The 14,791-nt window shown below is 38.7% G+C and carries 13 protein-coding genes; 9 read left to right on the forward strand and 4 right to left on the reverse strand.

Annotation, left to right across the window (positions count from 1 at the left end; genetic code table 11):
- The first annotated feature begins 162 nt into the window (after window positions 1–162).
- The 4 genes from K322_RS19815 (at window position 163) to K322_RS0116065 (ending at window position 3,999) form a co-directional block, all read left to right on the forward strand.
- Window positions 163–759: a C40 family peptidase gene (locus K322_RS19815; protein ID WP_051290874.1), complete on the forward strand. Its 597-nt coding sequence runs from the start codon at window positions 163–165 to the stop codon at window positions 757–759.
- Between the two features lie 290 nt (window positions 760–1,049).
- On the forward strand, window positions 1,050–1,757 hold the full coding sequence (locus K322_RS0116055; RefSeq protein WP_026627785.1) for a hypothetical protein: 708 nt from the start codon (window positions 1,050–1,052) through the stop codon (window positions 1,755–1,757).
- A 12-nt stretch (window positions 1,758–1,769) separates the two neighbouring features.
- The gene (locus K322_RS0116060) at window positions 1,770–2,510 is read left to right on the forward strand and encodes a hypothetical protein (RefSeq protein WP_026627786.1); all 741 of its coding nucleotides are present in this window, start codon (window positions 1,770–1,772) and stop codon (window positions 2,508–2,510) included.
- A 202-nt stretch (window positions 2,511–2,712) separates the two neighbouring features.
- Window positions 2,713–3,999, forward strand: coding sequence for a hemolysin family protein (locus K322_RS0116065; RefSeq protein WP_026627787.1), 1,287 nt, complete (start codon window positions 2,713–2,715; stop codon window positions 3,997–3,999).
- A 120-nt stretch (window positions 4,000–4,119) separates the two neighbouring features.
- Here the strand turns inward: K322_RS0116065 and K322_RS0116070 are convergent, their stop codons facing one another.
- On the reverse strand, window positions 4,120–4,572 hold the full coding sequence (locus tag K322_RS0116070) for a hypothetical protein (protein WP_026627788.1): 453 nt from the start codon (window positions 4,570–4,572) through the stop codon (window positions 4,120–4,122).
- Window positions 4,573–4,993: 421 nt separating this feature from the next.
- Between K322_RS0116070 and K322_RS0116075 the strand changes: the two genes are divergently transcribed.
- Window positions 4,994–7,084: a TonB-dependent receptor gene (locus K322_RS0116075; RefSeq protein ID WP_026627789.1), complete on the forward strand. Its 2,091-nt coding sequence runs from the start codon at window positions 4,994–4,996 to the stop codon at window positions 7,082–7,084.
- Between the two features lie 211 nt (window positions 7,085–7,295).
- On the opposite strand, the gene K322_RS0116080 is transcribed toward K322_RS0116075, so the two are convergent.
- Entirely contained in the window at window positions 7,296–7,997 is a 702-nt protein-coding gene (locus K322_RS0116080) for an SMI1/KNR4 family protein (protein WP_026627790.1), read from the reverse strand.
- Window positions 7,998–8,848: 851 nt separating this feature from the next.
- Between K322_RS0116080 and K322_RS0116085 the strand changes: the two genes are divergently transcribed.
- The 4 genes from K322_RS0116085 to K322_RS0116100 all read left to right on the forward strand — a co-directional run bounded on the left by K322_RS0116085 (window position 8,849) and on the right by K322_RS0116100 (window position 12,022).
- The gene (locus tag K322_RS0116085) at window positions 8,849–10,108 is read left to right on the forward strand and encodes an MFS transporter (protein WP_026627791.1); all 1,260 of its coding nucleotides are present in this window, start codon (window positions 8,849–8,851) and stop codon (window positions 10,106–10,108) included.
- The gene (hemN, locus tag K322_RS0116090) at window positions 10,080–11,447 is read left to right on the forward strand and encodes an oxygen-independent coproporphyrinogen III oxidase (RefSeq protein WP_026627792.1); all 1,368 of its coding nucleotides are present in this window, start codon (window positions 10,080–10,082) and stop codon (window positions 11,445–11,447) included. Before K322_RS0116085 ends, hemN begins: the two co-directional genes overlap by 29 nt.
- 62 nt (window positions 11,448–11,509) lie before the next feature.
- Complete coding sequence (locus K322_RS0116095) at window positions 11,510–11,776, forward strand: hypothetical protein (RefSeq protein ID WP_026627793.1); 267 nt, start codon at window positions 11,510–11,512, stop codon at window positions 11,774–11,776.
- Between the two features lie 27 nt (window positions 11,777–11,803).
- A complete protein-coding gene (locus K322_RS0116100; protein ID WP_026627794.1) occupies window positions 11,804–12,022 on the forward strand; it encodes a hypothetical protein in 219 nt (72 codons plus the stop codon).
- Window positions 12,023–12,097: 75 nt separating this feature from the next.
- Here K322_RS0116100 and K322_RS0116105 read toward each other — a convergent pair whose 3' ends face one another.
- The gene (locus K322_RS0116105; protein ID WP_026627795.1) at window positions 12,098–13,135 is read right to left on the reverse strand and encodes a hypothetical protein; all 1,038 of its coding nucleotides are present in this window, start codon (window positions 13,133–13,135) and stop codon (window positions 12,098–12,100) included.
- A gap of 121 nt (window positions 13,136–13,256) precedes the next feature.
- On the reverse strand, window positions 13,257–14,738 hold the full coding sequence (locus K322_RS0116110) for an amino acid permease (RefSeq protein WP_035332283.1): 1,482 nt from the start codon (window positions 14,736–14,738) through the stop codon (window positions 13,257–13,259).
- Window positions 14,739–14,791 lie beyond the last annotated feature (53 nt).

Here is a 14,791-nt window from a genome sequence, read left to right on the forward strand (position 1 = left end):
AAATCATTTATAATCAATATACTTAATCAATAAGATAAGATCTATTAAGAGAAAATAACTTTTTGCGTTTTGCATAGCTGATTTACAATACATATATTTGTTTATCCCGTTTTTTAACAAAAAGGTTTAAGACCTCTTAGACCCTAACAATAAAGTTACCAGATGCAGATAAAAAATATTTCTACAAGACTCACGCTAGCCCTGCTATGTATAATCATAGCTATTTCGGCAGTTGACGCAAAGAATAAGAAAAGATCTTCAGCTAAAACATCATCAAAAGCAAAACGCGAACTTGTAGAAACAAAAATAGGCATCGAAATCCCCAAAGACAGTACCAACCAAAAACTAACATCGTTATACAACGAAGCCATGGACTGGTTGAAAACTCCGTACCGCAGAGGCGGAATGAGCAGTAGAGGAATGGACTGCTCGGGACTCACAGGGACTATTTATAAAAATGTATTCGGGGTTACATTGCAACGCAGCAGCAACGATATCTCAAGAATAGATGTAAATGATGTTTCGAAAAACGAACTGAGACCGGGAGACCTAGTATTCTTCTCTACCTCACGAAGAGGTAAACGAGTGAATCACGTAGGAGTGTTCCTCGGCAACAGACACTTCATCCATGCATCTACATCAAACGGAGTAATTATCAGTAGCCTCGACGAAGCCTATTATCAGCGCACATGGGTGAAAGGTGGACGGGTAAAATCAGCCACAGAGAAAACTTCTTCAGAAGAAATACCAACAACTTAACAGTTGATACATAAAAATAGAAGAAAACGGTTCGTTAATCGAACCGTTTTTTTTCTTTTATTCCCAACTTTCAATTATATTCGCATCTTGTTGATATAAAACCAAGCGGGAAACCTCGAAGAATAAGTGAGATTGAGAGTCATACTTGGAAAATCAAATCGTATCCGTTAGAATAGTAACATAGCCCATAAAAGGTCTGAGACCTCAGTATATTTTCGAGTCGTAGCCTGCACCAATTGCGTTACTTTCAGAGGTAATAAAAAGGTTTACGACCTTAATGATAAGACATAATGCAAAAAGAATTAGAAAAAAAAGCACAGGATATCAACGATAATTGTCCGATTATTATAGACCAGACAATCAGACTAGACAGCTGTGAGGTTTTACCCGACAATACGCTTCAGTACAACTACACATTTTTGTTTATCGATGCGACAAAGATAGACCGGAATGAATTTAAAAGCGAAATGAAAAGTACGCTTTTATACAATCTGCAAAATAATGACGAACTCAAACGATTGACGGAAAAAGATGTAAGTTTTGTCTATTCCTGTCAGGACGAGAACGGAAAACCGCTGGGAAAACTGACCATCACTCCCGATGATTACAAAAATCCCGTGGCAAAACCAGATCTCAGAACAACACATTCCGGTAACGGCAACGTGGAGAAGGTGCTGAAAGAAATGGTAAAAAAGACCAAACAACAGCTTCCCCTATTTACCGAAGGCAGCGGAATAAGCCTTATAGACTGCAAAACGTACAACAAAACCCTCGAATATACAACAAAACTACTGAACGAAGATGCCTCGCGTTTCGACAGCATCTACTTCAAATCAACCAATACTCCTATAGTTGTAGATACGCTAAAACACAATCCCGAGATGAAATACCTCTCCGAACATGGGGTTAGCATTCAATATGAATATCTGGATAAGAATAACAAGTACTTATGTACGATAACGATACTGCCTGAAGAATATTCATTACAGGAACCTTAAATAACACCCGCTATGAAAAAGACTCTTTATTTATTATGTACCGTAATTATTTTATTAACAGGATGTTCGGACAGCAAGAAGATAAATCCGATGCTGAAAGCAACATCCGAAGAGGCAAATAAACAGTGCCCAGTTCAGATTGATATATCAACCATCTTAACCGGAACAGAAGTTCTTCCCGGAGATGTTTTGAAGTACAATTATAAACTCACCACCAAAAAAGAAGTCACCGATACGGTTATGGCAAAAAAAGTATTCAAAAACAGAATACTCTATCAAATTAAAAATAATGCAGACCTGAAACCTCTGCGAGACCTGCACACCTCTTTTCTTTACTCATACAAAGACACCAATGGCAAACAACTGTTTCAGGTGGAAGTAACATACGCTGAATATTCAAAAGATAAAGAAAAAGATAATCGTTCCGATCAGGAAATATTAGCGGAAATCATACCTGAAAATGTTTGGTTTAATAAACTGCTGCTGCCTATACAGATGGATGAAATAACATTACTTGCCGAATGTAATTTTACGGCACCCGATACTATAGAAATGATCTATGATTTGGACGATTCGAAAATATCTTTTACTGAACAAAATCTTCCGATGTTGAAGGAATATCTCAGTAAAGCACAAAGAGCAGACAAGGCATCAACACAGCTGATGGACAAGAATGTAATATTCAAACATATCTATCGAGCGCAATCTGGAAAAACATACGAAGTCTTAATCACACCCGCCGATTACAAATAAAAAGTTCAGAATTTTTATCAACTATCGGTAAGCAAAAATATCTTATCAGACAACATCTGTAAGACAAAACAGAAAATGGCTGTTCAATTGAATTTGAACAGCCATTTTTATCAAAAAAACATGATATATAAAAAAAAAGGCACCATTTCTGAAAGATTATATATAAATTCGCTGAAAGCGGAAATTCCGATAAAAAATTACAATGGATATATTTATTATATTACTTCTTATATTATTAAACGGACTGTTCTCGATGTCCGAAATAGCAATCATATCGGCACGGAAATCAAAGTTATTGAACGAAGCGAAAATGGGTAATCCAAAAGCAATGGCAGCCCTCAAACTTTCGACCGAACCCAATAAATTTTTATCTACTGTACAAATAGGTATCACTCTGATAGGCATAGTTACCGGTATTTATTCGGGAGATGTCCTCACCAAAGACTTTATGCCATTGTTCAATATATTCGGACTGTCACCTGTTACAACCTACTATGTCGCACAAGGCACTATTGTAATTACAGTTACATACCTGAGCATTATTTTCGGAGAACTTGTACCGAAACGTATAGGTATGAGTCTGGCCGAGAAAGTGGCAAAACTTGTTGCGCGCCCCATGACAATACTTTCGCATATAGCATCACCTTTTGTCTGGATACTTTCAAAAAGTACATCTTCGATCTTCAATATTCTTAATATCCATGACAAGGATAATAAAGTGACCGAAGAAGAAATTAAATCTATGATCAAAGAAGGAACGGAAGACGGCGAGGTTAAAAAAGTGGAACAGGATATTGTCGAGCGGGTATTTACTCTCGGCGACCGTACCCTCGAATCTATCATGACACACCGCGGCGAGATTGTCTGGCTGAATACAAGCATGACTCCGGAAAAGATCAATGATACCGTACAAAACAATCTTTTTAATGTATATCCCGTAGCTGATCACAATCTCGATGATATATCAGGGGTCGTATTCCTGAAAGATCTGTTCGGAAAGATACAGCAATCCGGATTTAAGCTCGAAAGCGTGATCCGCCCCTGCCAGTATTTCCCCGAACACATGGACGTGTACACCGCACTCGACCACATGAAAAGCAGCCACGTGCATTATGCGCTTATCTGCGATGAATTTGGTGGAATAGTGGGTATTATCACCCTCAAAGATATTCTGGAAGCATTAGTAGGAGCAATACCCGACGACTACGAAGAACCCGAAATCGTTGTCAGAGACGATGGCAGCTGCCTTGTCGACGGACAATGCCCCTTCTATAATTTTCTTTTATATTTCGATCTCGGCAATCTGTATTTCGAGAACGAATATAATACCATCAGTGGTTTGATTCTGGATCTTTTACAACACATCCCCATTACCGGCGAGAAACTCGAATGGAATAACCTGATATTCGAGATCGTAGATATGGACGGGGCTCGTATTGATAAAGTTCTGGTTAAGCACAAACATCAAATCGTGACACAAGAGAATTAAGGTACTTCAGACTTTCGATTTTTTCAGTTATCAAGGTATCAGACCTTTTTATAACTTTGGTAAGTAAAACAATCAAAGTCTGTTATAAACTAAAACACATCATTAAATACTAGATGTTACTTACTTAACTTCATCATTCTGAGCCAACCAATGGTTTACTCCCTCTTGCTCGACAGTTATGCTGTCGTGAAATCTTCCGACTTCGAGAACAACCTGCACATTACGAGGAGACACAAACCGATTATCGGCAGTCTTCACAACTAATTTCTGACGGCCATGACGTTCGACAGTGAACCATTTCCCATCTAATTTAAATTTATCACTCTGAGAATCTGCGATTTTAAAATCAACAGGCTGCCCGTCAACCAAAATCTGGCTGATCCACCAACAGGTTCCTTTTGTCGTAAAAACAGCCGAATCCCCGTCAGCTGTCAAACTTGCTTTCTTCTGAGATAATTGTATGTTATCTATCTCCCTCAAAGAAGAAAGTCCTTTTGTAAGTTCGGAATTCCATGATACTGACCCTAATATAAATATCCCAAACATAAACGAATTCAGATATCTTCCCTTCATAAAATAAATAATTTTAGTTAAGGTCACAGACCTTCTTTGTTACTTATAGTAAGTACAAGCGCAACAGAACATTAATCTTTTAAGAAACATTAGTAGAGACACTTATCCTCACTTAATTATTACAGAACAGACTCTTGTGTTATATATAAGACGTGAAAATTTAGAAAATGTTGTATATGAGATCAAAAAAAATATAGAAATATAGAAAACCAGAATAGCGACTACAAAAAGCCCAACCACTCTCTACCCCTCACTACATCTAGTGATTGCTAATATTCTAGAGTTTCCTACCTTTGCATAAACTAAAAGCTAATTTTTTTCTTTTTTTCTAAAAAAAAGTATTTAACGATCAACTTTTTTCGATCAAACCCAACTTTTTACCAAAGTAATAAATAGGTCTGTGACCTTTGAATTGAACATAATGAAGAAAAACTGTTATCTCCTCTTATTATGTATTTCCTTAGTGAATACCAATACCATACTAGCCGAAGACACAACCATTCCACGAGATTCGATAAAAATGTCATATACAGCAGATGAAGTTGTTATTCAAGCATTTAAAAAGAATGACAATATTTCGGTACAACCCGTATCTGCTACATTGATTACAGATCAGACGATCAAAGACCGAAACATCAGCAATATCAAAGAAGTGAGTGCTTATGTACCCAACCTTTTTATTCCGGACTACGGTTCTAAGATGACATCACCCGCATATATCAGAGGTGTAGGATCGAGAATAAACGCACCATCGGTAGGTTTATATGTAGACGGTATCCCTTATTTCGACAGATCGACTTTTGATTTCAGTCTCAACGATATAGACCGCATCGAAGTACTTAGAGGCCCTCAGGGAACACTCTACGGACGTAATACAATGGGAGGCATCATCAATGTATTTACCAAATCGCCTTTCAAATACAAGGAAACAAACCTGAGCCTATCGGCAAGCAGCTACGATAATTACAAGGCCGAAGCATCTCATTACGGCAATATAAATAATGTTTTGGGATATTCCCTGTCCGGAAATGTTTCGCATGCAGGAGGATATTTCCGCAATCGTTTTACCGGCAAAAGAGCCGATCCTGTAGATGCCGCTGCCGGACGTATCCGCTTAAGCTGGAAAATTCAACCTCAGCTTTATATCCACCTTACATCCGCATACGAGTATTCCGACCAGGGAGGTTATCCATACGGAATATATCATGCCGAAAATAATTCGGTAGATGATGTCAATTACAATATGCCCTCGTTTTATCGCCGCAATGTTTCTACAACGGGTGTGAATGTGGCATATACGACAGATAACATACAACTCAGCTCGCAGACATCATTTCAATACTTCGACGGACGTCAGGGTATAGATCAGGATTTCAGTACTACCGACCTTTATTATGTAGACTTCGGACAACGTCAGAGAATGGTTTCTCAGGAACTAAACTTCAAATCGAGAGGCAGCAGCAAATACCAATGGCAATTCGGCGCATTCGGTTTTTATCAGGATTTCAGTACCGATAACGACATAGATAACCGAGGAACAGCCGTGCATACCCTGCAAGATATAAACAGCCCGACAAGGGGAGCCGCCGTATACCATCAGTCAACATTCAACGATATTTTGACCGATGGACTATCGCTTATACTGGGAGCCCGTTACGATTGGGAAGAAGCCCGTATGCACACGGTTGTGCATAGTCTGAAAGCTGATACTAAAACCGAAACGATGAATATCAGACGACAAGATCATTTTTCGGAATTTACACCTAAGGCATCATTACAATATCGGTTTACAAATGACGAAATAGTTTATTTCTCTGTCGCCAAAGGATACAAAGCCGGAGGTTTCAATACAACAGTAGAGCGTGACGAAGACCGATCGTTCAAACCCGAACAAAGCTGGAATTACGAAATAGGCACAAAAGCAAGCTGTTTGGATAAATTGATATACACTGAAATCAGCCTGTTCTATATAGACTGGAAAGATCAACAGATATCACAATCACAACCAAGCGGAAAAGGATTCCTGCTGCGTAATGCCGGTAAATCGGTTAGTAAAGGTCTTGAGGTCACATTACACATAAATCCGATGGAAAACCTGAGCGTGCAGTTGAGTTACGGTTACACTCATGCCAAATTTAAACGATATACCGTGAATGACACTGTAAGTTATGCTAACAATCGTTTACCGATGGTTCCATCGAATACATTTTCGGTAACAGCCGATTACACCATCAAACTAAAAGATTCGTTTCTTGATAAAATCGTCTTAAACGGGCAATATGTAGGTCTTGGCAAACTATACTGGAATGAAGATAACAAAGCTATGCAGCCTTACTATGGAACATTCAACGGTAAGGTCTCATTCGTTGCTAAAAAAATCTCATTCGATCTATGGGCTAAAAATATAGGCTGCAAAGATTATATATCATATTATTTTACATCAATGGGTAAGACCTTTGCTCAGGCAGGACGTCCGTTTACATTCGGGGCTAATGTCAATCTGAAATTTTAAGGTCTCAGACCTTTTTATTGTCCACCCAAGTATAACAGCAACAACCTGTTATTGCTTTGAAATGCAACATTAAATACTTACTGTTACTTATAAGGTAGAAAGCATACCACAGTAACAAACCTGGAAGATACTGGTAGTAATCAGAAAGAAAATAAAGAAGTCATTCTATTTGGAATGACTTCTTTATTTATGATATACGATTTGTTATAGTTTACTTCAACACATGACCGAACAATCTTTTTTCGGAAGGAGTCAACTCTTTCAATTCGGGTTCGGGCTGGGTAAGAATTTCTGCTAATAAAGCCTGAAAATTCGGTGCCAGACTTTCGGTTTCACCCGTTTCATTATCGACATATACTATCCGGTAATCTTTATTTTCGCAATCCTCATCGAGCAGATCAAAACATATATCCCCGTGATCACTATACTCTCCGATACTGAATAATCCTTTATCGAGAATGAACTCCCGTTTCTCCTCATTCTGTTTTTTCAGGATAGCTGCCCATGTATTTATAGGGGACGGATAGAGCTTAATTTCGATATTCCAATACACCTGATAAAAATGCCTGTAACTTAAGTACCACTTATATGTATCGGGTAATTTTATCGAAAAATAGGTTTCAAAATCTTTTATATCTTTCGGGGTTATTGTGCTTGCTACGGGTTTCCACTCTTTATATTCATCGGTTATTTTGTTCACAATCGATCCACTGGTATCGGGCTGTACTAATTTCATAACATCAGGTTTATCCCTATACTCTTCCGGATTGGAACCGATATACATTTCGGGTTGGACACCCTCACCAAACTCCTGAACAAAAAACGAGTCAACATACATTAAATACTCGTGGTGTTTACGAGCCAAGGCTATCGCCTTGTCTACATAATATTCGATTACAGTATAATCAGGCATTCTATTTCTCCTCGCTCTTTAAAGGTCACAGACCTTTTTTGTTATTTAGTAAGTATTACCTCAGTCCTTATCATTATTTTGATACATTTAATCAAAACAAAGGATACCAAGAATACTTACGTTAGTTAGATCATCAATACTTCAAACAGAATTCCTGTTGCGCCACCGTCTTTATTGTTCAACACTCGTGCTGCTTTATAAAAAAACTCTGACTAATTTCAGTAAAGGAAGCTGGCCTGCCCCCTCTATACACAAGACGGTTTACCAAATGTAGTTTTTTTTCGGATAACCGCCAATATATTAAACAAATAAATTATCAACATTAACCGAAATGGAACTATAAAGGCGCATCGATAAACAGGTCACTACATATAGTGATTTTTTTAGTCGATTGAATTTTGTAAATTTGCAGATAATAATAGCAGTTTTTATCTATACAGAAAAGTAAATATGGAAATTAAGGTCTCAGACCTATTTATTGTCTACCCAAGTATAACTCCAATAGAAAGTTATTACTTTAAAACATGACGTTAAATACCTACTGCTACTTATTAGATTAGTAAATACGAAAAATTAAGGAAAAAAGTTACTTCTGAAAAAAGACAAAAAGAGTGTGACTTTTGTAACCTTTTCGGGAAATGCCCCAAACCCCTAAGAGCTTTTTCGGGAGACAGCAGCATCCCCTTTTGGGGACAGAGGGGTAAAAAAGGAACAATAGAAAACATGCAATTGTGCAGTAACCTTTGTTACCTTTTAAAGACAAACACCTGATAAACAACGATCAACTAAATAATAATTATTAATATAGAAAGGATGAGACCTTTCTACTGAAATAGCGAAATATAAACTGAATGAATCTAAACCGAGGTATTGACAACGGAAGTCGGCTCTTCACTTTTTTGTGTCTGTATATTGCCCAAACAATTCCGATGAGTTTTTTCTCAACGATACTGCCCGTACTTATGCGCCAGCAGAATTTTTCATTAGAAACGATCGGACTCCTACAGTTTATGAAACTGCCGTGGGTACTTAAATTTCTCTGGTCACCGGCAATAGACCGCAGCTGCAACAAGCTAAGCCACTATAAGAGTTGGATATTTTCATCGGAAATCATTTATGCAGTTATCATACTCGCAATCTCTTTTCTCGATCTCGAAACAAATATATATACCATTGTTGCACTTATCATCTTTTCGTTCGTAGCATCAGCCACGCAAGATATAGCGACCGATGCACTGGCGGTTCTGTCATTCGATAAAAAAGACAAAAGTATGGTAAACAGCATGCAGTCGGTCGGAAGTTTTGCAGGAGCAATGATTGGCGGAGGTTTATTATTGCTTCTATATCACAAAGTCGGATGGAACCAGTTACTTCCTTATCTGGCTGTATTTGTAGTTGTGGCACTTGTTCCGCTGTTCTTTTTCAAGACCAGCCACGCCGAACAGCCCAATAAGAAAAAAGAAATGAAAGCCCCTCATCCTGATGACCTTCTCGGTTTTTTCAAACAAAAAGGCATCTGGAAACAAATTATCTTTCTGTTTTTCTACTATGCCGGACTCATCGGAACATTAGCCATGCTCAAACCTATGTTGGTCGATTATGGTTACAACATAAAGGAAATAGGTGTAATGTCGGGTATCATCGGTACATCTATCGGTTGTGTAGGCTCTCTGTCGGGAGGTTTTATAGTCAGACGGTTCGGACGATTCTGGCCTCGTATTATTTTCGGGGTTTGTGTTTTAATCACGACCGTGTATTTCTACATGCTGGTAACCTGTCTTGAGGTAAATATCGCAACCCTGCACTTAGGAATCAGCCTTCTTTGGGCTAGTTATGGTATGGCCACCATAGTTGTTTACACCACAGCAATGGATTGTGTACGTAAAGGCTACGAAGGAACCGATTTTACGATACAAACCGTCATAACCCATCTTAGCGGAATGCTTATGGCTGCTATTGCAGGCAAAGTCGCCGGATCGCTGGGATATGCCAATCTGTTCTTATTCGAAAGTTGCATTGCCTTATTCTCTCTGATATATATACTTCTGATTTTCAGAAAAGATAAAGTAAAAGAAGATAATGATGAAACAAGAGTTACTCAACAAATATAATGTAGCCGTACCACGTTATACGAGCTATCCTCCGGCAAACTTCTTCACCGAAACATTCGATGCTGTGAGTTATCGCAATGCCATTATAGCATCTAACGAACAGCAGCCTCAGCATATATCGTTTTACATACATATCCCGTTTTGTTTCAAGATGTGCCACTATTGCGGATGCAATGCCATACTGATGCAAAACAAGAATGTAGTATCCGAATACATGGATGCGGTCAAGCGTGAGATAGAAATGGTACTTCCCCTACTCGACCACAGCCGCAAGATATCCCAGATCCATTACGGAGGAGGAAGCCCTACATCTCAACCGGTATCGGCATTAAGAGAAATCAATGAGATGCTGATATCGGGGTTTACAACCATCGACCAGCCCGAAATAGCCATAGAATGTCATCCGGGATATCTGGACGAACAATACTGGCTCGACCTGATAGATGCAGGTTTCAACCGCCTGAGCCTGGGTATCCAGGACTTCAACGAAGATGTTTTAAAAACTGTTAACAGAAAGCCGTCTAAAATGCCTGTTGAGCAGATAGCATCTTTGCTCAGGTCGAAAGGTATTGCGCTGAATATGGACTTTATTTACGGACTGCCTCAGCAAACGCCTCAATCGTTTGCCGATACGATAAGTAAGGCTATTGACATGCAGCCTGACAGACTTGTTACTTTTTCGTATGCTCATGTGCCTTGGGTAAATCCCAAAATGGCGATTCTTGAACAAGCCGGATTACCTGATCCTGTACAAAAAAACAACTTGTACGAAACTGCTCGTCAACTGCTTACTTCCGCCGGATATTGTACCGTTGGATTAGATCACTTTGTACGTCCGAATGACGAATTGTATATCGCCCAGCAAAACAAAAACCTGCACCGTAACTTTCAGGGATATTGTACCCGCCGGACTACGGGTCAGGTATATGCTTTCGGGGTGACAGGCATCAGCCAGCTATCGACAGCTTACAGCCAAAATATAAAAGATCTTAAAAGCTATATAGAAAAAGTGAACGCAGGAGAACTTCCTGTACTGAAAGGATATACCCTGAAGAGAGAAGAGCAGATTACCCGTGAAGTAATCACTTCGCTAATGTGTAACTATCACATAGAATGGGCTGATATAGCACAGCATCTCGAAACAAATATTGAAGAAATCAAGTCTTCTTTGCACTACAATGACACAATTTTACGTACATTTGCCAATGATGGTATTATCGATTATAATTCTGATTATATCAGTATCCTTCCGGAAGCCACACCGTTTGTCCGTAATGTTGCAGCTTCGCTCGACAAATTAATGATAAACACAGATAAACAGTTTTCGAAGGTCGGTTGATCACTTATTCGTTTGCCAAAAGTAATAAATAGGTCTCTTAGACTTTAAAATACGTTAACCTCATGTCTAAAAAAGATTTAATTAGGCTATTAATCAAAATAGCCGGGATTATTTTATTTTTTAACTACCTTTCATCCTTCATCAGTCAGGTAGCACTATTCATTATTACATTTGAATGGTCTTCATTCCTTCTGCTGTTAGTTTCTACATTCATCACCATATCGCTGGTTATAATACTTATATTTTCGCCTGATAAAGTAATAAATCTATTAAGGCTCGATAAAGGCTTTGATGATGATCGGGTTACCTTCAATTTTCAGCATGCTTAAACTGCTGTCGGAATAATTATCCTTGCTTTGGGTGGAATATTTATACTTAACAATATTGCTCCGCTCATGGTCGAGATTGGTTATCGTATTCAAACATCGGTCGATAACAACCAATTTTTATCGAGTATGCCAACTCCCAATGATAAGAGATTATACATTTCTATTATCGAAATAGGGATAGGATATTTATTGATGTCGAACTACAAACTATTGGCACAGATACTGACCTCTAAAAAACGGGAATAAGATGCTGATATAAGCTATAAAATAAAAGACCCGAAAATTATTTTCGGGTCTTTTGGTTATTGTAAAATGACAAAATCAACGTCTTTCTATTTTAAGAATATCTTTTGTGGCAAAATTAACTAAATGTCCTTCTGCCATTTTGAACATACATGCCGAATTATCAATATTAAGCAATGTTCCTGTAAGTTTAGCTCCATTTTTAAAGTACAATGTTGCAGGATAACCTTCTTCAATCTGCCTTACTTCGGTCTGAGAATAAGAATAAACGGGATTGTCAGGGGCTTGAGATTGAGGCTGTGGATAATAATATTGCTGCTGAGGCTCTGCCGGAACCACATATTTCTGAGGTTGAGGTTCCTGATATTGCACCTGTGGCTGTACATAATATTCTTGTTGCTGTATAATACGGGGCTGATTGTTGTAAGGCACAACATTCCCGTTTTCAACAGTCATTAAGCCAGTATAAGGATCATTTTGTACAGGTTGCTGGTTATATGCAGATCTGTTCTGACGATTATACATCATCGACCGATATTCGGGCGTATACATATCATCGGTAAGAGTATAAGCATTGGGTCTGTTATATAAATTATTATCTAAAGACCTGTTGCGTCCATTTACCGATTGGTTGGTTCTATTTGACTGAGGTGTATTATAAACCTGCACATAATTATAGCCTCCGTAGTTAGGGATTACTGGTTGCGCGGTCTGATTGTAATTATAAACAGATGGCTGATTCTGGTTGTTTCGGGCTGTAGTCATATCCACAATCTGTGGCATGTATTGAGCGGAAGAGTTGTCTTGATAATTCTGAACAGGTTGTACAGCTGCCATCGGGCAGGAATTCGTCTTAACAGGTGCCTGATAAACAGGTTGATTGGACTGTATAGGTGCAGTATATTCATTAGCACTGTAAATCACTTTACTATTCTGATCATTACGTGTATATGTCCGGTTTATCTGTTGGGTTGCAACATCCCCTTTGGTTGCTTTGTATACCTTAGGACGAGCCTGATCATCATACACTACTACGCTATCTGGGGTTTTACAAGAAGTCATCACAGCTCCCGCTATAATGCCTGTATACATTAACAATTCGAATTGTTTTTTCATATAAATGGTTGGTTTATTCCTTGTACTTAATAAACACAAAAATATACATTTATTCAGAAAAAACAATATTTAAGACTGCATTGTTAACAAAAAGTATTCAGATATGTTAATGAAAAAATATTTATTTGTTTGTACTCTGCCCTTTATTCTCGACATTCTGCTTATTCAACAAACTGTGTTTACGCCCGTATGTGAAGTATATAACTAAACCAACGGCAGTCCATATAATCAGTCTTAACCAAGTACTCCATGGTAAAGCAACCATCTGCATAATACATATACCCGCGCCCAAAAGAGGAACAACAGGTACTAACGGAGTTTTGAACGGACGTTTCAGACCGGGCTCTGTTTTTCTCAACACAAGAATAGATATACAAACAATGGCGAAAGCCATAAGCGTTCCGATAGACACCAATTCACTGAGAACATGTAACGGAAACAAACCTGCAAACACAGAAGTAATAATACATGCTATGAGTGTGGCACGATGAGGGATGCCTTTCTTATCGTGTATCTTAGAAAAATACTTGGGAAGTAACCCATCCTTCGATATGGAATAGTAGATACGTGACTGCCCCAACATCATTACCAGAATAACGGAACTAAGTCCGGCAATAGCCCCCAGCTTGATAAAAGGACTGAGCCATGCCAATCCACTGCCGGCACGGTCTATCGCCAATGCTATAGGAGCCGCTACATCCAGATCTTTGTAATTCACAATTCCGGTAAGCACGGCTGTAACGGAAATATATAAAACCGCACATACCAAGAGAGACATAAGAATACCTTTGGGCATATCTCTTTGCGGATTCTTTGCTTCCTGAGCCGCTGTCGATAAGGCATCGAACCCGAGATAAGCATAAAATACAACACCTGCCCCTCGAAGAATACCGCTCCAGCCAAATTCTCCGAAGTTTCCTGTATTCTCAGGAATATAAGGAGTCCAGTTTTCTAAATTGATATACGACAATCCAAAGCCAATAAATAGAAGTATTACTCCTACTTTGATAACTACTACTATATTATTAATCAATGCCGACTGCTTTATTCCTCCCATCAACAATGTTGACACAAGAACGACTATAAACACCGCCGGAAAGTTGAAAAGGCTGCCTGTCATCACCCAACCATCATCCGTATGATCGAATGTAGACAGAATAAGATGTTGAGGCAGATGAATCCCCCACCCTTCGCAAAGACTTATCATATATCCCGACCATCCGACCGAAACACTCGAACAGGCAAACAAATATTCGAGAATAAGCACCCACCCGATAAACCATGCCAACCCTTCTCCCATAGTCGAATAACTATATGAATATACACTTCCAGCAACGGGTATCATAGCTGCAAACTCGGCATAGCAAAGCCCTGCCATTACACAGCCTATAGCCGATATTAGAAAAGAGATAGTTAATCCGGGTCCGGCATAATTAGCAGCGGCTGTACCCGTTATAACAAAGATTCCGGTTCCTACGATAGCGCCTATTCCTAAAGTAATAAGGTTAGCGGCTGACAAATTACGTCTCAAACCATCGTTAGTTCCTTTGGTTTCGGAAAGCATCCGGTTGATGTCTTTTTTTCTGAAAATACTCTCAAGCATTCGATTTATGTGTTTTCGGATTAAGGTGTCTGACCTGATTCTACAATAATACT

The organism is Indolivaga capnocytophagoides DSM 22835 (genome assembly GCF_000426485.1).
GTDB lineage: Bacteria > Bacteroidota > Bacteroidia > Bacteroidales > Dysgonomonadaceae > Dysgonomonas_A > Dysgonomonas_A capnocytophagoides.

Coding starts and splice junctions, on each gene's coding strand:
- K322_RS0116055 (WP_026627785.1), top strand. CDS start 1,050: ATGCAAAAAGAATTAGAAAAAAAAGCACAGGATATCAACGATAATTGT.
- K322_RS0116075 (WP_026627789.1), top strand. CDS start 4,994: ATGAAGAAAAACTGTTATCTCCTCTTATTATGTATTTCCTTAGTGAAT.
- K322_RS0116095 (WP_026627793.1), top strand. CDS start 11,510: ATGTCTAAAAAAGATTTAATTAGGCTATTAATCAAAATAGCCGGGATT.
- K322_RS19815 (WP_051290874.1), top strand. CDS start 163: ATGCAGATAAAAAATATTTCTACAAGACTCACGCTAGCCCTGCTATGT.
- K322_RS0116085 (WP_026627791.1), top strand. CDS start 8,849: ATGAATCTAAACCGAGGTATTGACAACGGAAGTCGGCTCTTCACTTTT.
- K322_RS0116065 (WP_026627787.1), top strand. CDS start 2,713: ATGGATATATTTATTATATTACTTCTTATATTATTAAACGGACTGTTC.
- hemN (WP_026627792.1), top strand. CDS start 10,080: ATGAAACAAGAGTTACTCAACAAATATAATGTAGCCGTACCACGTTAT.
- K322_RS0116070 (WP_026627788.1), bottom strand. CDS start 4,572: ATGAAGGGAAGATATCTGAATTCGTTTATGTTTGGGATATTTATATTA.
- K322_RS0116080 (WP_026627790.1), bottom strand. CDS start 7,997: ATGCCTGATTATACTGTAATCGAATATTATGTAGACAAGGCGATAGCC.
- K322_RS0116060 (WP_026627786.1), top strand. CDS start 1,770: ATGAAAAAGACTCTTTATTTATTATGTACCGTAATTATTTTATTAACA.
- K322_RS0116110 (WP_035332283.1), bottom strand. CDS start 14,738: ATGCTTGAGAGTATTTTCAGAAAAAAAGACATCAACCGGATGCTTTCC.
- K322_RS0116105 (WP_026627795.1), bottom strand. CDS start 13,135: ATGAAAAAACAATTCGAATTGTTAATGTATACAGGCATTATAGCGGGA.